Here is a 19,540-nt window from a genome sequence, read left to right as displayed (position 1 = left end):
ATTTTATCTCGAAATTACTCAGAACCTTCTACAGACGACCGTTAAAAAATGTTAAGTGTTTTTGTAAGTCCTTCCAAGTTTCCAAAACTTGGAAGGACTCGAAATAAGTTTCGTTAATTCTGTATATTTGGTAAAAAATCAAATTGTTATGGAAGCGGAATCTATTGATTTTATTGAGCAATATCAAACAGAAGACATTATGTCCTTAAATCATTCGCGAATCATTAATCGTTTGTGCGTTGCGCTCGATAAATACGACGATGAGTATGATACTTTTCCTGAACTTGAACTCGAACTGTCAACAGGAAAATGCAAGCCCGACATTTGTATCTACCATAATCTACCTATTGATTGGTATAATGATACTGTTTTTTTTACCCAACCTCCTATCGTTGCTATTGAGATACTTTCTCCCAAACAAGCCCTTAGCGAGCTAACAGACAAAGCATTTAAACAATATTTCCCTGCTGGTGTTCAAATTGTCTGGATTATTGTTCCTTTATTTCGGACTGTACAGCTCCTCCTTCCTGATGGTGAATTGCATATTTTGTCCTCCAATGATATTCTCAAAGACCCCATCACGAACGTTGAGGTGAACTTAAAATCGGTTTTTAGATAATAAAAGAGAGCCCACTGTAAAGCCAAACGATACCGTCTAGTTTTACAGTGAGCTTATATTTGTTCCCCTACTCTGCTTTCAGCGACTTGACAGGATTGCCCAAGGCCGCTTTGATAGATTGAAAACTGACGGTGAAAAAGGCGATTAAAATCGACAATGCCGCCGCAATCACAAACGTCCAAACGCTGATGTCGATGCGGTATGGATAATTTTCGAGCCACTCTTTGATGGCGTAATAGGCCACAGGAAAGGCAAAAACAAACGACAAACTGACCAGTTTTAGAAAATCTGCCGAAAGTAGCGTCGTGATACTTGCTACTGACGCGCCCAATACTTTGCGGATACCGATTTCTTTGGTGCGTCGCTCGGCCGAAAGGGTAGCCAAACCGAAAAGACCAATGCACGAGATAAAAATCGTCAAAATCGCGCCAAAGAGCATGATTTGTTTCCATTTGGCTTCTGATTCGTAGCGTTTTTCGTTTTCTTCATCCATAAATTTATACTCGTACGGATTCGTTGGGAAGAGTTTTTTGTACGTTTTGGCAAGATGATTTAGGCTCGCCGTTTCGCTTCCTTCTTTGATTTTGATGAACACTTTTCCGTACTGATTCCCCGGCTTCATCGTAAACAGCTGTGGACTTATTTTGGCGTTAAGTGACTCAAAGTGAAAGTCTTTCACCACACCAACTACTTTGTATTTTTCGCCTTCATTGTACCAAAAATCTACCACTTGCCCCAACGGGTTTGTCCAACCTGCTTTTTTCACAAAAGTCTCATTGACCAATATCGACGAAGTAGAATCTGAATTAAACTCCGCCGAAAAATTTCGCCCTTTGATAATCGGGATTTGTAACAACGGAAAGTAGGTGGCATCGACCGTTTCATAGGCAAAATTTATTTCGGTTTGGCCGTTTACTTTGGCAATCGTGTACCAGTTTCCGCCGTTTTTAGGGGCTACATCTCGTATATTTTGGTTTTTCAGTAATTCATCTTTAAAAACCTTCGCTTCATTCCGACTCAAACCCGACTTGTTCACCATCACAATGCCTTTGTCGTTGTAGCCTAAATCTTTGTTAGTCAAATAGTTGAATTGAGAATAAATAGTAAGCGTTGCAATGATTAAAAACGAAGCCAACGCAAATTGCAACACCACCAAGCCTTTTTGAAGGTAGTTTTTGCCCGAAAGGTTGAATCGGCTGTAAAGCGTTTGAACAGGGTTATAATTGGATAATACCAACGCAGGATAAAAGCCCGCCAAAAGGCCAGTAGCAGCAAACAAAGCGAAATACCCTGCAATCAACTTAGCATCAAACAAATACGAAAATGCCAGTGCTTTATTGGAAAGCTCATTGAAGGTTGGTAACACCATTTGTACCAACAATAGCGCAAATCCAAAGGCCAAAAAGCACAGAATAAACGACTCACCCAAAAACTGCATCATCAACTGCGCACGGCCTCCACCCACAACCTTGCGTACCCCAATTTCTTTAGCCCGTTTGAGCGAGCGCGCCACTGTCAGGTTCACGAAGTTGATGCACGCAATGAGTAAAATAAACAACGCAATGCCCGAAAGGATGTACGAAAACATCGGATTGCTGCCGTCCACCAAGCCGTTTTGGGCAGGCATATCTTTATTAAGGTGCATATCCGTAAAAGGCTGCAACATATATTTCATTTTACTCTGAGGACCAAACCGCTTTACTTCTTCTTCCATCGCTTGTTTGGCATCCTTTTCAAAAATGCGGTTCATGGTGGCCTCTACTTTTTTGAGGTTGGCATTAGGCTCAAGCACTACAAACGTATTTTGGAAAAAATTAAACCAATTACCTTCATTGGCCATGTCTTCTTTGCTTACCACATAGGGAAAAAGAAAATCAAACTTGATTGAAGAATTTTGGGGGCATTTTTTAGCAATTCCCGTCACGGTATAGGGTTCAAACTCTTTTGAATCTCCGTTAGAATTTCGCACCAAGAGGATTTTTCCTAAAGCGTTGGTGGTTCCAAACTGCTTTTCGGCCATTTCTTCTGAAAGCACTACAGATTTGGGTTCTTTTAACGCCGTAGCAGGATTTCCGCTGACAAGCGGGAACGAAAACAACGCGAAGAAACTGCTATCGGCATGAAATGATTCAAAACTTTTGACTTCTGTTCCCACTTTGATATCACTTCGATCGCTTTGGTAACGCACCGACATTTTGATTTCGGGAACCCCCGCCGCAAATTTAGGCCCTTGTAAGTACCCCGTGTGGGTGTTGTACGACTGAAAAGCCCCCGCAGGTGTAAACTGTTTGCTCGTAATACGGTAGATGTGGGGGTTGTTGGCGTGAAATCGATCAAAACTTACTTCGTCTTTGGTATAAAGCATGATCAGCATGGCGGCTGCCAAGCCAATACTTAGCCCAATGACGTTGATGGACGAATACACCTTGTTGTGCGCCAAGGTACGAAAGGCGATAGTAAAGTAATTGCGTAACATAGATGGCTGAATTAAAAAAGGGTTATGGTAAGCTTGTTTTCTTTCACGACGACGGACAAAAGGAGGCAATACCGATGCGACATTGAGCAAATAACGCCACGTGGCTTGGCCTTTGCCTGCACGCTCGTACCAGTAGGCGTATAGTTCCTCCAAATCCCCTTCCACTTCTTCGAGGGTATCTTCGGGATGAAGCCACCTCAAGACGCGGTTGGCCCACTGAGGCGGATGAAGTTCGTTGGTTTTCATAGGCTGTTCAATTGCAATTTAGTCGGTGGTAGGAGTTGCCAAAGTTGTTGACGCAGTTGTTGGATTTCTTGCAACGCACGATTCCCCAACGCCGTGACGTGAAAAAGGCGTTTGCGCCGCCCACCGCGTTCGTTCGTCGCACCACCGAGTTCGGAACCGACAAAGCCCTTTTCTTCCAGTCGAATGAGCGTATTGTGCACCGTTCCAAAGGTCACCACCCGCCCCGTGTGCTCTTCCAACGCCTGACTGACCGTGACGCCATACGCCTCTCCATCGAGAATGGCGACCATCAGCAAAACGACTTCCTCAAATTCGCCTAAATAGGTTCGACGCATGGGTATTATGATTAGTTTATATTTTATCGTACAAATCCGTGCCAGAAACCTATATGACCGTTTTTAGGCTGTAAATGCCATTTTTAAGGAAGTTTACGAAAAAACATTTGTCCGCAAACGGACAACCGTTGTCCTGCATTGGACAGATGGGAAATTGATTGTAGAGACGTTGCAATGCCGTAGAGACGTTGCAATGCAACGTCTCTACGCGACAATGAATTTATTCCGATTTCAGCGATTTTATGGGATTCGCCATCGCAGCCCTAATTGACTGATAACTAACCGTCAACAGGGTGATTACCAAAGCCCCTAGCGTAGCCATTGCAAAAATCCACCACGAAATTTCAGTATGGTATTTATAATCCTGCAACCAGTCGTTGAGATAATAATAAGCAATCGGAATGGCAATCAGGCACGAAATAATCACCAATACAACAAAGTCTTTGGAAAGCATTCCCCACAAGTTGAATACGGAAGCACCAAGCACTTTGCGAACGCCAATTTCTTTGGTGCGCTGCTCCGCCACAAACGACGCCAATCCAAACAACCCTAAACACGAGATAAAAACGGCCAACAAAGCAAAAATGGCGGCAAGTTTACCAATGCGCTCTTCCGATTGGAATTTTTTACCAAACTCTTGGTCGGCAAATTTATAATCGAACGGAGCGGCGGGAAGGTGTTTTTTGAACGTCGCTTCAATCATCGCCACCGACTCGGAGGCACTACGCGCGGGATTGAGTTTCATCGTCATCCAATTCACGTTTTCGTAGTTCATAAAATAAATAGTTTGCTTTACGGGTTCGTAAGGCGACTGCATGAGCATGTCTTTAATGACCCCAACAATGGTAAAATGCCCCGCATCTTTTCCTTGTCCCCACTGTACTACCTTGCCCACAGGGTTTTGGATTCCCATAAATTTTACGGCGGCTTCGTTGATGACAATCGCCATTGTATCGGTTGAGAAACTCCGAGAGAAATCGCGGCCTTCTTTAAATTTCCACCCTACTGTTTTACCAAAATCGTGCGTGACCCATATCGTTGCAAATTCAGCTTGCAGACTAGGATCTTTGCCTTTCCACTCAAACCCGCCGTTGTTTGACCAAACTGCCGTCAATGGACTCGACGATTCGGCCATTTCGACAATTGCGCCTTGTTTTTTCAACTCCGTACGAAGCAAATCATATTTCCCATAAAAATCGGGCGACATCATCTGCATCATAATCAGGCCGTTGTTGTCGTACCCCATGGGGCGGTCTTTGGTATGCTGAATCTGACGATAAACAATCAACGTTCCGATAATCAGCGTGATAGATACCGTAAATTGTACGACCACCAACACCTGACGCGGCACCGAAGCAAAGCGCCCCGCCCTAAAAGTACCTTTGAGCACTTTCACGGGCTGAAACGACGACAAATACAGGGCGGGATAACTTCCAGCCAACACCCCCGTGAGGACAATAAAACCTACGCTCACCAGCCAAAATACGGGTTCGGCCCACGGGAAGACCATTTTTTTATCAGTAATTTCGTTGAACAACGGCAAAACAGCCAACGTAAGTAGCACCGCTCCTAAAAAGGCAAAAATTACCACCAAAAACGATTCACTGAAAAATTGATTGATTAGCTGCGCGCGAATCGAGCCTACCGCTTTGCGAATTCCTACCTCTTTGGCCCGTTTTTCGGAGCGTGCGGTGCTTAGGTTCATAAAATTGATACACGCCAACAGCAACACAAACAGCCCCACAATAGCAAACAACCATACGTATTGAATAAAACCACCCGTTTGTACCCCTGCTTCCCAATTAGAGCGCAAATGCCAGTTGCTCATCGGGTGTAGAAAAATCTCCGCCTTAAATTTCTTTACTTCCGCACTTACTTTGTCCAACTTCGTGTTTTTGATTTTAGCGCTTAGCTTGTCCATATCAGCGTGGTCAGCAATTTGGGCAAAAAGCTGAAAGGAATTGTTATCCCACTGACCTTCGTCGAGCGCGCGTTGTACCCATTTTTGCGAAGAAACGTAGAGTTTCCACGGGGCAATAAACGTGAGGTCACGGAATTGGCTATTGTGCGGTAGGTCTTCATACACTCCCGTAACTTTTACGTCCAACTTATTATCAATCCGCATCAGTTTGCCCATGGGGTCGGATGTACCAAAAAGTGATTTTGCCGTAGAAGCCGACAAAAGCACCGAATTCAATTCTTTTAATCCGTCATGATTTCCTTTGAGCATTTTCAACGAAAGCATTCGAGGCATATCCACATCCATGTAGTTGCCTGGGCGCGTAATCTTGGTTTCGCCATACGTCAAAATACGGTCTCCTTGCCAAGTAGCCATGGCCAAATGCTTAAAATCAGTACCGTATTTTGTGCGCAACTCTGGCTCTAATGGCATTGGAATAGCATTTCCTGTTCCCTTATTGCCATTGAAAGTTTGGTGCTGCATCACCTGCGCAAGGCGGTCGTAGTGTTGGTGATACTTATCGTACGACAATTCGTCGTAAATCCACAAACCAATCATCATGGCCACAGCCATGCCGACGGCCAACCCACCAATATTGATGGCCGAATACCCCGCGTTTTTGGTGAGGTTTCGAAAAGCGACTTTTAAATAATTACGTAACATAGAAGGGCTGTATAAAAAGGTGAATGGATAGGGGTTTGGTTTACGTTTCAAAGCAAAAGGACGAATAAAACTCAAGACGTTCAGCACGTACTGCTGTCGGGCTATTTTTACGCCAAACAGCGCCACCTGCCGCTCGAATCGCTCATGCAAATCCCCTTGAACCTCTTCCAATAGGTGAGGCGCACAGAAAAATTCGAGCAGGCGTTCGGCCCAACGGGGCGGCTGGTTTTGCATATAATGATTGTATTGTAAAATGGGATGGAATTGTAGAGACGTTGTATACAACGTCTCTACAGGGGATTATTCCGATTTCAACGTCGTCACAGGATTGACCAAAGCAGCCTTTAGGGTCTGATAGCTGACTGTAAACATAGAAATAGCTACAATCGCAATACCCGCAACGGCAAAACTCTCCCAACCCACCTCGGTGCGATACACAAAACCTTCGAGCCATTTATTCATGGCATAATACGACAACGGAGAGGCGATGAGGAGCGCAATCAAAACGGGTTTTAGAAACTCTTTGGAAAGCAAGGTCGTGATACTGACCACACTGGCACCCAGCACTTTCCGAACGCCGATTTCTTTGGTACGCTGCTCGGCGGTAAACATGGCCAGCCCAAACAACCCCAAACAACTGAGAAGAATGGCAATCAGCGTAAACGAATTGATAATTTTACGGAGCGTTTTTTCCTCTGAATACTGCTTTTGAAGGTCTTCGTCCAAAAACGAATATTGCAACGGTACAGTCGGGATGAGTTTTTTCCAGATTTTTTCCACGTTGGCAAACAGGCTTTCATAATTCTCGGCTTGCACGTCGAGAACCATGTACTCAGGTTGCGAACTGTAATGCGTCATCACGGGTGTCATTTCGTCCTTGAGCGAATTGTTGATGTACGTTTTATGTACCCCAATGACGTTGTAGGCTTCGATATTATCTCCCGCCCCCGTGAACACCTGCGTACCCACGGCCGTCTCCACCGTCAAATTCAAGTCTTTTACACTTTTCTCGCTCAAAATCACTTGGTTATTGGTATCAGCTGGCGTGAAGTTTCGGCCTGCAATGAGTTGGATACCAAGGGTTTTGAAAAAGCCTTCGTCAACGACGTTGTTTTTGATTAAAACGCCTTTGTCCATCGTTCCCCCCGACTTGAAAACCAACATATCCTGCAAAAACTGCTGCGAAGGATAATACCGTACTCCTCCAATATTTTTAATCTGATGTTGGGTCAATAATTCGTTTTTCAGCGCCGTGAAGTGCTTTTGAGCATTTTCGTTGGACAACGACACCACAACTTTCTGTTTTTTGTCAAAACCCAAATCTTTGTTTTGCATAAAATCCAACTGCTTCGAAATCACCAACACTCCGATAATGAGCACAATGGCAATCGAAAACTGAAAAACAACCAAGCCTTTGCGAAGAACCACCGAAGCGGGATTGAATTTAAACGTTCCTTTCAATACACTTACGGGTTTGAAACTTGATAAATAAATGGCAGGATAAATGCCCGCCAACAAGCCCGTCGCCAACGCTACCAGCACCGTTATGAATAAAATATCAAGGTTTTGGGTAATAGTAAGCGCTAACGTACTGTCAGTAAGTGAGTTTAGAAATGGCAAAAGGAGCTTAACAATCGGCAAAGCCAAGAAAATAGAGATAAAAGCAATCAGCATCGACTCGCCCAAAAACTGCCCAATCAACACCGACCTAAAGGCTCCAACGGCTTTTCTAACACCCACTTCTTTGGCGCGGCGCACCGAACGGGCCGTGGTTAGGTTGACAAAATTGATGCAAGCAATCAGTTGAATAAAAGCCGCGATGGTCAATAAAATGTACAAAAACGAAATATCAGACACTTTATCCGTTTGGTTCGTTATGCCTTTTGAATACAGGTGAATATCCGTTACTTTTTGCAGCAAAACCGTTTTTTTCATCCCCAACTCCGCAATTCTTTTTCCGCCATAACGCTGCAAAAGCGCAGGCATTTTGGCGTTTACACTTTCGGGATTGACGTTGGGTTTGAGCTTTACGTACGAATAAATAAAGTTATTGCCGCCCCATTCGGTGTTATTTCGGGCAAACTCCCCAAGCCCACCGCTGTTTAGGCTGACCAAAAAGCTGGGTCGAAGGTGCGATTTGCCAAAACTATCGTCATATACCCCCGTCACGGTGAGGGTAGTGGTATTGAGATTGTTACCAACTTTGATGCGTTTGTTGATGGCTTTTTCTTGGCCAAAAAGCTTTTCAGCAATCGTCTTTGAAAGCACCACGGTATAGGGTGCATCCAACGAGTGTTCTGGCGCCCCTTCTACAAATTGGTAAGTGAAGACGTTGAAAAACGTAGAATCCACCAAAAAGCCTTTGTCGTCAATGAACGTTTCTGTTTTTCCTTCTACCCCCAAAAGGTTATTTTTTGCGGTAAAGAAATTGAGCACCCGCGTATATTCCACCACTTCGGGGAAATCCTTTTTCATGGTAGGCGCGATGATGGGCGAACTCGTGCCGCTGTTGAACATGGGCTGATCGCCACCGTTGTGTAAAATGTTTGTTTGGAGTCGGTAAATGTTCTCGGCGTCTTTGTGGTAGTTGTCGTAGCCAAATTGGTCTTTGACATACAACAAAATATACAAACAGCACACCGTCCCGACGGTCAGACCGAGAATATTGAGCGAGCTGAACATCTTGTGGCGAACAAGATTCCGAAAAGCGATTTTGAGATAATTGATTAACATGGTTGGGCTGTATAAAAAAGTGGTTGAAAACTCGTTTTTTTTACGTTTGAGGGCAAAAGGGCGAATAAAACTAAGGACATTCCATACATACTGACGGCGCGCTATTTTTGCCCCAAACAGGGCTAGTTGTCGCTGATAACGCTCATGTAAGTCACCTTGCACTTCTTCCAAAAGGTCAGGCGCACAAAAGAATTCGAGCAGGCGTTCGGCCCAGCGGGGTGGATTTGTATTCATGGTCAATTTTTTAAAAAGCAAGTAGGCAAGGGGCAAGTTTGCGAGTTTGCCTCTTGCAGATTTGCAAACTTGCCTGCCTCATATCGCCATTCCAAAAGTTGGCAATGATTGAGGTGCAATCGAATCCCACAAACGATTTCGTTGTTCGCGCACTTCCTGTAAGGTTTTACTCCCCAGCACAGTAACACTAAACAGGCGCTTACGGCGCCCGCCACGTTCGGCGGTTGCATCCCCCATTTTCGACGATAGCATTCCTTTTTCTTCAAGCCGATGCAAGGCCGCATGTACCGCACTAATGCTCACATTTCGTCCCGTTTGTCGGTCTAGCTCGTCGGTGATTGCTATCCCGTAGGCTCCTTCACCGAGAATAGCCACGGTCAAGAGTACCACTTCTTCAAACTCGCCTAAGTACGTTCGTTTCATAGTTGACTATCGTTATTCCAAAAGGAGGTGGCGTATTACTTCAACTTTTGTAGAATTAATACTTCTAAAAAAGGCTCAACCTCAAAACCAAGGTTGAACCTTCTTCAAACACCCGAGGCTATTTTTTTAAGCCCAATTCTTGTTCTATTTTTTCAATGATGTTTTTGCGTTCTTTTTCCGATTTATCAGCGGCATTGATTGTCCGTTCGTAAATCACCTCTTCACCGTCTTTATTAAAACGGTAACGCATAAAAAGCTCGCCCGTTTCCGAGTTATATTTTACCTCTTTTTCAAACCCATCTTTCAACGGTTTGGGCGTAGTGTGACCACTGCGTTCATACCCATCCGAATACGTTACCCCTGGAAACGGTGCAGGCGGCGTTGGGGGTGTTGGAGGTGTTGGCGGAGTAGGAGGCGTTGGAGGAGTAGGAGGTGTGGGGGGCGTTGGCGGTACCGGAGGCGTCGGGGATTGAATTCCCAATGAATCCAGCACATGATTGCGCAATTCTTTTCGTTCGGTTTTGCTCAAATGCGCCACGTCGAAGGTGCGGTCATACTGAATCGCCCGCCCGTCAATCGTTCCTTTGACCCGTATTGACATCGTTTGGCCATTGTCGTCAATACTGCTACTGATAGAGCGGTGTTGAGCTACAGCCATTGAACTCACAAATAATAAACCAACGATTGATAAGGTTTTCATAGCAGGAAAGGGTTAATCGGTTTTCAATGATTTTACAGGATTCATCAACGCGGCACGAATGGCCTGAGAACTCACGGTTAGCAGGGCGATAAAAACCGCCACGATGGCCGCCAACGCAAAATACCACCACTCGATTTCGATGCGATAGGCGTATTTTTCGAGCCAGCCTTTTAAGAAATACCACGCAATAGGAAAGGCAATGAACGTAGCCACCAATACCAATTTGATAAACTCCGCCGACAGCATACCTACCAAGTTGGTCACGCTGGCTCCGAGCACTTTTCGCACGCCAATTTCTTTGGTTCGTTGTTCGGCAGTAAAAGCGGCCAGCCCAAACAACCCTAAACACGAAATAAAAATGGCCAAAAAGGCAAAGAAATTCGACAGTTGATTGACCACCTCTTCGCTTTTGTATTGTTTGGCGTATTCTTGGTCGGTAAACGAATATTTGAACGGGAAACTCGGATTAAACTTCTTGAATGTTTTTTCAAGGTTCGCCAATGCCTCCTTGGTTTTGCCAGCATCTGCCCTCACAATCACTACCCCCCAATTTTCGGTTTTGGGTTGTAAGCGTAAAATCAGGGGTTCGATGGTTGAGTGCAACGAGTTGTAGTGAAAATCTTTCATCAAGCCCACGATGGTTCCCTTGCGTCCCCACATGGTCATTTCTTTACCAACGGGGTCTTTATATCCCATTTTTTTGGCACTTGCTTCGTTGATAATGTAGTTGGTCGTATCCATGCCGTATTGCTCACCAAAATCACGTCCGCCCACCAGCTTAATGCCCATGGTTTGGATATAATCGTACGAAATGGCATTTTGGGCAAACAACAATAACTGAGTCGTGTCTTTGCCTGGCCACGTAACGCCTTGGGTAGAAGAACCGACTTCCAACGGATTGGACTGCGAAAGCGTGACGTGCTTGATGCCCGTCTGCCTTTGAAGTTCTTGTTTGAACGAAGAGAAATTTGTTTGTAAATCCCCTTCCAACGGCATATATACCAAGTTTTCGCGGTCGTATCCCGAATTTTTGGTTTGCAGATAATCCAGTTGTTCGTGCACAATCACCATGCCCACAATGAGCATAATCGACAACGCAAACTGAAATACCACCAAGCCCTTACGGAAATAAGTAGCGCTCGGTTTAAACTTCAACGAGCCTTTGAGCACTACTACGGGGTTGAGCGACGACATAAAAAGCGCAGGGTAACTACCCGCTACTAAGCCCGTGAACACCGTCAAACCCAGCAAAGTGGCTAAAATGCGCGGGTCGGTAAAGTTGAGCGTCAGTTCTTTTTCGGTCAGAAGATTAAACGTTGGCAATAACAAAAAGACCAACACAATCGAAATCAGCAACGACAACGACGTAATTAAGATGGCTTCTCCCATAAACTGCCCTACCAAAACACCCTTGACAGCCCCAATTACTTTCCGAACGCCTACTTCTTTGGCCCGTTTGACGGAGCGTGCCGTTGCCAAATTCATAAAATTGATGCAGGCAATGAGCAAAATAACGATGGCTACAATAGAGAAAATACGCACGTATTCGATGCGCCCACCGTCTTGCTTTCCCGAATCCCATTTTGAATATAAGTACGATTCTGGAAAAGATTGCAAGAACAATTCTACGTTGCTGTCTTTGTTTTTGGTTTTGATGTAGCCTTTAATTTTGGCATTTACTTTCTCCAAAGAAGCGTTTTTGGCCAACAACACATAACAGCGTGGGCCATTGTTCCCCCACTCTTTCGACCACGCGTTGGTTTTTTGCCAACGATCGTAGCTCATCAAAAAATCAAACTGTATCGAGTTATTTTTGGGAAGTTCTTTGAGCACTCCCGTTACCATCACCGCATCTTTGTTGTCCACCTTGATGATTTTGCCGATGGGGTCTTGGTTGGGAAAATACTTTTGGGCTAATTTTTTTGAAATCACCACGCCATCAGGACGTTTGAGGGCTGTTTTGGCGTCGCCTTTTTCCAATGGGAAACTAAACAAACGCAAGAAATCGCCTTGCACATAACGCCCTTTTTCTTTGTCAAAGGTATTTCCTACGGTAAAGAGCGGCTGTTCTTCCCACAAAAACTGGCTTGCCATTTCTATTTCGGGGATGTCTTTGGTGATGTTTTCAGCCAAAATCCCTGGCGTGGACGCGTACGTTTCAATTTTCCCAGAATAGTACTGATTTTCCATCACCCGATAAAGGCGAGCGCCGTTGGCGTGAAAACCATCCATGTTTATTTCGTCTTGCACCCAAAGCATAATCATCAGGCTGCAAGCCATACCAAGGGCCAACCCCATGATATTAATAAACGAATAAACCTTGTTTTTGAGCAGGTTGCGGAATGCAATCGTGAAGTAACTTCTTATCATAGCTGTATGGGTAAAAGGCAATAGAAAGGGCAAAGAATTGTAGAAACTCAGTGCCCTTTACGTAAAAAATAGAATGGGATAGGAATACGTGATTAAACGCGCATTTTCTCGGTAACTACCTTACCATCAAACAAGTTAACGATTCGGTGTGCAAATCCAGCATCGTACGGAGAGTGAGTTACCATGACGATACTCGTTCCTTCGTCGTTGAGTTGGATGAGGAGTTTCATTACCTCTTCGCCGTTGGCAGAGTCGAGGTTACCCGTAGGCTCATCGGCCAAAATTAGTTTGGGTTTAGCAACGACCGCCCGCGCAATCGCCGTACGTTGTTGCTGCCCCCCCGATAGTTGTTGAGGGAAGTGATTGCGACGGTGCATGATGTTCATGCGGGTCAATACGGTTTCGACCATCTCTTTGCGTTCGTTGGCAGGTACTTTTAAGTAAAGCAACGGAAGCTCAACGTTTTCATACACCGTAAGTTCGTCGATAAGGTTAAAACTTTGGAACACAAATCCGATGTTTCCTTTGCGTAGTTGTGCCCGTTGGCGCTCCGACAACGTAGCCACTTCGGTTCCGTGGAAGTCATAGCTCCCTCCCGAAGGATTGTCGAGCAAGCCCACTATATTTAGTAATGTAGATTTTCCACAGCCTGATGGCCCCATGATGGCCACAAACTCGCCATCTTTTACTTCCAAGTCTATTCCGTTCAGGGCTGTAGTTTCAACTTCTTCAGTTGAGAAGATTTTTTGAAGGTTGGTTATTTTGATCATGTCAAGCCCCCTAACCCCCAATGGGGGAACGCCAGGGTCAGCGGTTTTGTGTGTTTATGTTTTTTTCGAAATAATTGGCTGCTTAAGCCCCCATCGGACGGTACGCCAGCGAGGTTTGGGGCTTGTTATTACTTCATTTCTAATACTTCCTTATCACCAAAGTTAGCATACGAGCTGGTGATTACTTTCTCGCCTGGCTGCAAACCTTCGAGTACTTCGTAGAACTCTGGGTTTTTGCGACCAAGGGTGATGTTGCGTTTGCTTGCACGCTTGCCGCTGTTGTCTAAAACATACACCCAGTTTCCACCTGTATCGGAGAAGAACCCACCGACTGGTAACAACATCGCTTTTTCGGCCTTACCCAAGTCCAAACGAATCGGGGTCGATTGCCCACGTTTGATGCCTTCTGGTGCTCCTTTTGGGAAACTCATATCTACTTCAAAACGGCCATTGCGTACTTCTGGATAAATGCGCGTGATTTGGAGGTTATGCTCTTTACCATTGAAATCAAAATGTCCCATTAACCCCACAAAAATCCGTGAAATATAGTGTTCGTCAATCGCTACGCGCATTTTAAAACCGTCCAAGTCATCAATTTGGCCAATGTTTTGTCCTTGGCTAATGTTGGATCCTACTTCCACATCAATCGACGACAACATCCCGCTTACGGGCGCTTTTACCACCAAGTTGTCGAGGGTCTGACGCCACAGCTCTACGTTTTTCTGCGTGCGCACCAAGGTTCCCTCCAACTGCGAAATCTGCATTTTGGCGTTTTCTTCTTGGTAGTTTTGCGACTCTGTTTCAATGTCACGTTGCTTTACCAACAATTCATAATCGCGTTTCGACTTCAAAAAGTCAGATTCGGGAATGACCTTGTCTTTGAACAACTTTTGGTTACGGTCGTAAATATCTTTGGCTTGGTCAATTTTGAAATCGAGTTCATTGAGCGTACGACGCATGTTGAATCGGTTGACGCGCAACTGTTGACGCGTATTCTGAAGGTCGTTGACCAATCGGCTCGCTTCGGTTTCCGATTGCAAGAAGTTCAACTTCAAGTTTTGGTTTTCAAGGCGCAAAAGCACTTGGCCTTGGCTTACCATGCTACCACCCTCTACTATTTTTTCTTTCACGTATCCGCCCACAATCGCGTCAAGGCGAATCGTTTTGAGCGGCTGAATTACCCCCGTCACCACAATAAACTCATCGAACGAACCCGTTGAAACGCTTGATACCGTCAGTTTATCGGCTTCTACGTTGAGTTTTGAACGTTTATCTGAAAAGAATACTTGGTATCCGATGAAGGCGATGATGGCGCCGCCGCCTACCACCAAAATGATACGCTGTGTATTCCAAAATTTCTTTTTCCGAACGCGATCCATTGATCCTTGTGTACTGTTGTTTGAAGTTTGGTTGCTAAGTGGATGTTTGACTTCCATGGGTGCATTTGTTAATTCTGATGAATTTAAAAATTTTTAAAACAATGATGGCTGTTAAAAACAACGCCTTGTCTGGCTCACGGTTCTCTAACCTAAACTAAAATCCTTCAATTGTATGTGTTCTTATGGCTGTATGAGTACTGTACCTCTCTTTATCCAATACCCGTGCCAGAACCATAAGTAGTTGAATTTTAGACAATTATTCAAAAATACCATTTCTAATTTTGTCCGTTTTCGGACAAGCATTGTACGGCGGTGGACAGGATTAAAAAGTACGTATTTTCTTACTGATTGATTATGAGGGATTTTGTAACTTGGCACTCTTATTGGGTAAACTCCGTTAGAGTTTAAAATCCTCTGTAAACAACAATCGTATAAATAGCCCATGCTTTCAGCCAAAATCCTCATTGTTGACGACGACGTAGATGTGCTTAGTGCTGCTAAACTGATGCTCAAACGCCATTTTAGCCAAATTGATATTGAAAAAAATCCGCAACGAATTCCTTTTTTGGTCACCAACGGCGACTATGACGCGATTTTGCTGGACATGAACTTCACCCGCGACGTTATCAGTGGTAAAGAAGGATTTGATTGGCTCGACCGTATTTTAGACATTGACCCGCTGGCCGTAGTAGTTCTTTTTACGGCTTTCGGAAACGTAGAAATGGCCGTTCGTGCGATGAAATCGGGGGCGATGGATTTTGTTTTAAAGCCTTGGGAAAACGACAAATTGCTCGCTACCCTGCAAGCGGCGGTCCAAAAACGGGCAGAAAATAAAGCACATGCCAATGTGCAACCTACATCCGCCACGCCTACCGCTCCGCCCAAAACCGTCAACAAACCAACACAGTCCACTTTCTTAGCGACCAGCCCAATCATGCAGCAGCTGTATGCTACCGTTGAGCGCGTCGCTTCTACCGATGCAACTGTATTAATTTTGGGAGAAAATGGAACGGGAAAAAGTGATTTGGCCCAGCTTCTTCACCAAAAATCAAACCGTACCGAAAAGCCATTCGTCACCGTCGATTTGGGAGCTATTCCCGAAAGCTTATTTGAAAGTGAGCTATTTGGAAGTGTCAAAGGGGCGTTTACGGACGCCAAAGAAGACCGCGCAGGGCGATTTGAAGAAGCCCACGGCGGAACGTTGTTTTTGGACGAAATCGGAAATTTATCGCTTCCCATGCAAGCCAAATTGCTTTCGGTCTTGCAAAGCCGCCTCGTGACGCGCGTCGGCTCCAACAAGCCCAAGCAAATCGACGTCCGCGTGATTTGTGCCACCAATCAGCCGCTTGCCCAAATGGTAGCCGAGCGCACTTTCCGTCAAGATTTACTGTACCGTATCAATACCATCGAGCTTCGCCTGCCTCCGCTTCGCGAGCGCCCCGAAGACATTGTTCCGTTGGCCGAATTGTTCTTAAAACAATACCGTCATCAATACAAACGAGTGGTGACCACGTTCAGTGCGGCACTCGTCAAACAGCTCCAACGCTACAATTGGCCTGGAAATGTGCGCGAATTGCGAAGTGCGGTAGAGCGGGCCATTATTTTGACCCAAAATTCTACCCTCCAGCCCGAAGATTTCTTCCAAAATGCCTTTACCGAAGCGTCGCAGTTCAATGAAACGTTTCAGTTGGAAGAAATGGAAAAACAACTGATTGTGAAGGCCATGAAGAAATACAACGGCAATATCACAGAAGTAGCGCGCGAATTGGGTCTTTCACGGCAAGCGTTGTATCGGCGCATGGAAAAATACGGACTATGAGACATTTCTCAATTGGTATTCTTTGGCGCATCGTCCTACTGGTGTTTTTTGTAGGCTTGGCCGTCTATTTTGGCAACAAAGAACAGTGGACGGCCGTATCACTGCTTGGGATATTGGGCGCTGCCGCCATGTTTAACTTGTACCATTATGTCACAAACATCAACCGAAAACTTTCCCGCTTTTTTGAATCGGTTCGTTACTCTGATTTTGCGGTCAAGTTTCGTTCAGACGACAAAATGGGGGATAGTTTTCGCGAAATTAATCAACAGTTCAACGAAGTACTGGAAGCCTTCCGCATCGCTCGGGCCGAAAAAGAAGCCAATTTACAATACCTCAACACCATCGTTCAGCAAATCAATACGGGTTTGATAAGTTTTGGCAGCGACGGCCGCGTCGAACTGGTCAACAGCGCTGCGTTAAAAATGCTAAGTATTTATCGTCTTCGCCAGCTTGAAGATTTGCAAGAGCCCCACCCTCAGCTTTTTTCACTTATAGCAAACATCAAAACGGGGGTAAAACAGCTTTACGAAACCCCCGACGACGAGTCGCTTTCGGTACAAGCAACGCAAATTCAGCTACGGGGCAAAGTCCTTCGGATTGTGGTTCTTCAAAATATTCAGTCAGAACTCCAACAGAAAGAAGTGGAGGCTTGGCAGAACCTGACGCGCGTGCTTCGGCACGAAATTATGAATTCGTTGGCGCCGATTTTGTCGTTGGTTGGCACCATGAAAGAGATTGTCCAGCTAGACATACAACCAGAAATCCCTGACAACGAAGGGCTTCAAGATTTGACCGAAGCCCTTCAAACCATTGAAAAGCGTAGTACTGGGATTATTCAGTTTGTGAATGCGTACCGCGACTTTACGGCGCTGCCCAAGCCTACTTTTGCCGAAATTTCGGTCAAAGAGCTTCTTCAGCGGGTGGTTCAGTTGTTCCAAAAAAGTTTGCAGGAATCGTCGGTGCAATTAAACGTGAGCGTCGTTCCCGACACCCTTCTTCTCAATGCCGATGCTGATCAGATTGAGCAAGTGATCATCAACCTCATTAAAAACGCCATCGAAGCTTTGCAGGGAAACCCTGAGCCCCTGATTACCGTCAAAGCCCATTCGGACATCAACCAACGAACCTATATCGAAGTTGCTGATAACGGTTCAGGTATCGAGCCTGAGGCATTGGAGCGTATTTTCATTCCGTTTTATACCACAAAAAAAACAGGCTCAGGGATTGGTCTGAGCCTATCAAGGCAAATTTTACAGCAACATGGCGGCTCACTTACGGCTACCTCAGAAGTTGGTGAAGGCACCACGTTTGTGATGGCGCTGTAAGAGGCTTTTACCAAGCAATAATTATTTTTTTACTTTTAGATTCTCAACAAAAGCTTCTGAAACACCCACAATTTGGGCAATTTTAGAGCTACTAAAATCAGTATTTCTCAAGAGGTTTCTCACAACCTCTTGTTGAGCTACTTCTTCTCCTTTTTTGATTCCTCTCATATAAAGAGGGTCTTTTTCTTCTTTGAAAAACTCTGATACAGTTAGCATAATACTCATTTCATTCATTCATTGTTGTAATTAGGGCTATCCAAACAACCGTACAGGCTCAAACGCTTGGCCTAGCACCAAACGAGAATCCGCTTTGAGCCAGTCATCGAGCAGCGTCGAATATATTTGACGAAAATCTATTTTGTATTTTAAATCTCCGTTGTCCAAATCTGTCAAATCAGGCGCTTCCGACAGTACAGGCTTCGTGCGGTGTGGCCCGCCAATGACAAATACGTTGTTGGCCGTACCGTGGTCGGTACCGTTTGAAGCATTTTGTTTGACGCGACGCCCAAACTCACTGAACGTCATAATCATCACATCATCAAGGCGGTTAGTTGACTTTAGGTCATCCACAAATACACCCACCGCTTCGGCATACTGACGCAACAGGCGGTCTTGTTGGTCGTTTTGACGAATGTGCGTATCAAAACCCGACAGCGATACGTAATACACCCGCGTGCTTACGCCCGAGGTAATCAGTTCCGCAATGGTTTTGAGGCTTTTTCCCAACTCCGTTGTCGGATACAATTTATTCGATTTATGGATTTGGGCTTTGTTGTACACATACTCGGCCGACGACACGGTTTCTGCCAAGGTTTTGTACAAATACGCCACATTTTCGTGGTCGTCGGCAGGGGTTAGTTTTGAATTAGCTTTTACAAAACCGTTTTGGGTTTGGGAAAATAGCTTTTCAGGATTTTGAAGTGCTAATCCATTCAAATTTTTCCCCTTCAACGCCAAACTCAACGTATCGTCGATTTCGAGGGCTTGGTGCGGAGCGGTTTTGGCACTTTGACCCGCACATTGTGCATCTAAATAACGCCCAATCCAGCCCGTTGACAAATACTCGCTGGCGCTGCTTCCCGTTTGCCAAATATCCATCGAGCGAAAATGCGAGCGGTCAGGGTTGGGGTAGCCTACATTGTTGATAATCGATACCAACCCGTTGTCGTACAATTCTTTGATTTTTTCAAGGGCGGGATTCAGGCCAATGTCATCGTTTAGGCGCAGTACATTCGTTGATTTTATGGCGATAGACGGCCGTTCACGGTAATAAATATCATTCCGAAACGGTACCACGGTATTGAGTCCATCATTTCCTCCTGACAACTGGATAATGACAACCACTTTTTCGTTGAGCGTAGAAGGTGCGGAATACTGCGTTTCATAGGCTTTCAAAAACTGAGGAACTAATAGCGAGCCTGCGGTCGTAAAAGTCGTATTTCTTAAAAATTCACGGCGTTTCATGGTGCTAGTGGTAGTTAGATAGTG

General features: G+C 45.1%; 14 protein-coding genes. 3 read left to right on the top strand and 11 right to left on the bottom strand.

The features are described from left to right. Nucleotides 1-148 precede the first annotated feature (148 nt). The gene (locus tag AC23N5_RS29750; RefSeq protein WP_487758311.1) at nucleotides 149-619 is read left to right on the top strand and encodes a Uma2 family endonuclease; all 471 of its coding nucleotides are present in this window, start codon (nucleotides 149-151) and stop codon (nucleotides 617-619) included. A gap of 67 nt (nucleotides 620-686) precedes the next feature. On the opposite strand, the gene AC23N5_RS29745 is transcribed toward AC23N5_RS29750, so the two are convergent. From AC23N5_RS29745 to AC23N5_RS29705, 9 genes are all read right to left on the bottom strand, one after another. After that, nucleotides 687-3,341, bottom strand: a complete 2,655-nt coding sequence (locus tag AC23N5_RS29745; RefSeq protein ID WP_487758310.1) for an ABC transporter permease — start codon at nucleotides 3,339-3,341, stop codon at nucleotides 687-689. Continuing rightward, a complete protein-coding gene (locus AC23N5_RS29740; RefSeq protein ID WP_028523024.1) occupies nucleotides 3,338-3,676 on the bottom strand; it encodes a PadR family transcriptional regulator in 339 nt (112 codons plus the stop codon). Before AC23N5_RS29740 ends, AC23N5_RS29745 begins: the two co-directional genes overlap by 4 nt. Nucleotides 3,677-3,896: 220 nt before the next feature. After that, entirely contained in the window at nucleotides 3,897-6,533 is a 2,637-nt protein-coding gene (locus tag AC23N5_RS29735) for an ABC transporter permease (RefSeq protein WP_487758309.1), read from the bottom strand. 66 nt (nucleotides 6,534-6,599) lie between these two features. Continuing rightward, nucleotides 6,600-9,266, bottom strand: coding sequence for an ABC transporter permease (locus tag AC23N5_RS29730; RefSeq protein WP_487758308.1), 2,667 nt, complete (start codon nucleotides 9,264-9,266; stop codon nucleotides 6,600-6,602). Between the two features lie 78 nt (nucleotides 9,267-9,344). After that, nucleotides 9,345-9,689: a PadR family transcriptional regulator gene (locus AC23N5_RS29725; protein ID WP_183980151.1), complete on the bottom strand. Its 345-nt coding sequence runs from the start codon at nucleotides 9,687-9,689 to the stop codon at nucleotides 9,345-9,347. A gap of 118 nt (nucleotides 9,690-9,807) precedes the next feature. After that, nucleotides 9,808-10,389, bottom strand: a complete 582-nt coding sequence (locus AC23N5_RS29720) for a hypothetical protein (protein ID WP_487758307.1) — start codon at nucleotides 10,387-10,389, stop codon at nucleotides 9,808-9,810. A gap of 12 nt (nucleotides 10,390-10,401) precedes the next feature. Then, nucleotides 10,402-12,759, bottom strand: a complete 2,358-nt coding sequence (locus AC23N5_RS29715; RefSeq protein WP_183980155.1) for an ABC transporter permease — start codon at nucleotides 12,757-12,759, stop codon at nucleotides 10,402-10,404. Between the two features lie 92 nt (nucleotides 12,760-12,851). Next, a complete protein-coding gene (locus tag AC23N5_RS29710) occupies nucleotides 12,852-13,529 on the bottom strand; it encodes an ABC transporter ATP-binding protein (protein WP_028523031.1) in 678 nt (225 codons plus the stop codon). A gap of 128 nt (nucleotides 13,530-13,657) precedes the next feature. Then, nucleotides 13,658-14,908: an efflux RND transporter periplasmic adaptor subunit gene (locus tag AC23N5_RS29705; protein ID WP_487758315.1), complete on the bottom strand. Its 1,251-nt coding sequence runs from the start codon at nucleotides 14,906-14,908 to the stop codon at nucleotides 13,658-13,660. A 442-nt stretch (nucleotides 14,909-15,350) separates the two neighbouring features. On the opposite strand from AC23N5_RS29705, the gene AC23N5_RS29700 reads away from it, so the two are divergent. Both AC23N5_RS29700 and AC23N5_RS29695 read left to right on the top strand, forming a co-directional pair. Then, on the top strand, nucleotides 15,351-16,727 hold the full coding sequence (locus AC23N5_RS29700) for a sigma-54-dependent transcriptional regulator (protein WP_183980157.1): 1,377 nt from the start codon (nucleotides 15,351-15,353) through the stop codon (nucleotides 16,725-16,727). Next, the gene (locus AC23N5_RS29695; protein ID WP_183980159.1) at nucleotides 16,724-18,052 is read left to right on the top strand and encodes a sensor histidine kinase; all 1,329 of its coding nucleotides are present in this window, start codon (nucleotides 16,724-16,726) and stop codon (nucleotides 18,050-18,052) included. The genes AC23N5_RS29700 and AC23N5_RS29695 overlap by 4 nt, the downstream gene beginning before the upstream one ends. A 21-nt stretch (nucleotides 18,053-18,073) precedes the next feature. Here the strand turns inward: AC23N5_RS29695 and AC23N5_RS29690 are convergent, their stop codons facing one another. Continuing rightward, entirely contained in the window at nucleotides 18,074-18,277 is a 204-nt protein-coding gene (locus AC23N5_RS29690; protein ID WP_487758306.1) for a hypothetical protein, read from the bottom strand. Between the two features lie 27 nt (nucleotides 18,278-18,304). Continuing rightward, nucleotides 18,305-19,516 (bottom strand): DUF1501 domain-containing protein, encoded by a 1,212-nt coding sequence (locus AC23N5_RS29685; RefSeq protein WP_487758305.1) that lies wholly within the window; start codon nucleotides 19,514-19,516, stop codon nucleotides 18,305-18,307. Between the last annotated feature and the right edge of the window lie 24 nt (nucleotides 19,517-19,540).

The organism is Runella sp. R5_40 (assembly GCF_057652295.1).
Note: the sequence above shows the minus strand (reverse complement) of the source record. Positions and strands in the feature narration are given on the sequence as shown.

What these genes read in the sequence shown, in the direction of transcription:
- AC23N5_RS29695 (WP_183980159.1), top strand. Translation starts at nt 16,724, where the DNA reads ATGAGACATTTCTCAATTGGTATTCTTTGGCGCATCGTCCTACTGGTG.
- AC23N5_RS29735 (WP_487758309.1), bottom strand. Translation starts at nt 6,533, where the DNA reads ATGCAAAACCAGCCGCCCCGTTGGGCCGAACGCCTGCTCGAATTTTTC.
- AC23N5_RS29725 (WP_183980151.1), bottom strand. Translation starts at nt 9,689, where the DNA reads ATGAAACGAACGTACTTAGGCGAGTTTGAAGAAGTGGTACTCTTGACC.
- AC23N5_RS29715 (WP_183980155.1), bottom strand. Translation starts at nt 12,759, where the DNA reads ATGATAAGAAGTTACTTCACGATTGCATTCCGCAACCTGCTCAAAAAC.
- AC23N5_RS29710 (WP_028523031.1), bottom strand. Translation starts at nt 13,529, where the DNA reads ATGATCAAAATAACCAACCTTCAAAAAATCTTCTCAACTGAAGAAGTT.
- AC23N5_RS29730 (WP_487758308.1), bottom strand. Translation starts at nt 9,266, where the DNA reads ATGAATACAAATCCACCCCGCTGGGCCGAACGCCTGCTCGAATTCTTT.
- AC23N5_RS29690 (WP_487758306.1), bottom strand. Translation starts at nt 18,277, where the DNA reads ATGAGTATTATGCTAACTGTATCAGAGTTTTTCAAAGAAGAAAAAGAC.
- AC23N5_RS29720 (WP_487758307.1), bottom strand. Translation starts at nt 10,389, where the DNA reads ATGAAAACCTTATCAATCGTTGGTTTATTATTTGTGAGTTCAATGGCT.
- AC23N5_RS29750 (WP_487758311.1), top strand. Translation starts at nt 149, where the DNA reads ATGGAAGCGGAATCTATTGATTTTATTGAGCAATATCAAACAGAAGAC.
- AC23N5_RS29745 (WP_487758310.1), bottom strand. Translation starts at nt 3,341, where the DNA reads ATGAAAACCAACGAACTTCATCCGCCTCAGTGGGCCAACCGCGTCTTG.
- AC23N5_RS29705 (WP_487758315.1), bottom strand. Translation starts at nt 14,908, where the DNA reads ATGGATCGCGTTCGGAAAAAGAAATTTTGGAATACACAGCGTATCATT.
- AC23N5_RS29685 (WP_487758305.1), bottom strand. Translation starts at nt 19,516, where the DNA reads ATGAAACGCCGTGAATTTTTAAGAAATACGACTTTTACGACCGCAGGC.
- AC23N5_RS29700 (WP_183980157.1), top strand. Translation starts at nt 15,351, where the DNA reads ATGCTTTCAGCCAAAATCCTCATTGTTGACGACGACGTAGATGTGCTT.
- AC23N5_RS29740 (WP_028523024.1), bottom strand. Translation starts at nt 3,676, where the DNA reads ATGCGTCGAACCTATTTAGGCGAATTTGAGGAAGTCGTTTTGCTGATG.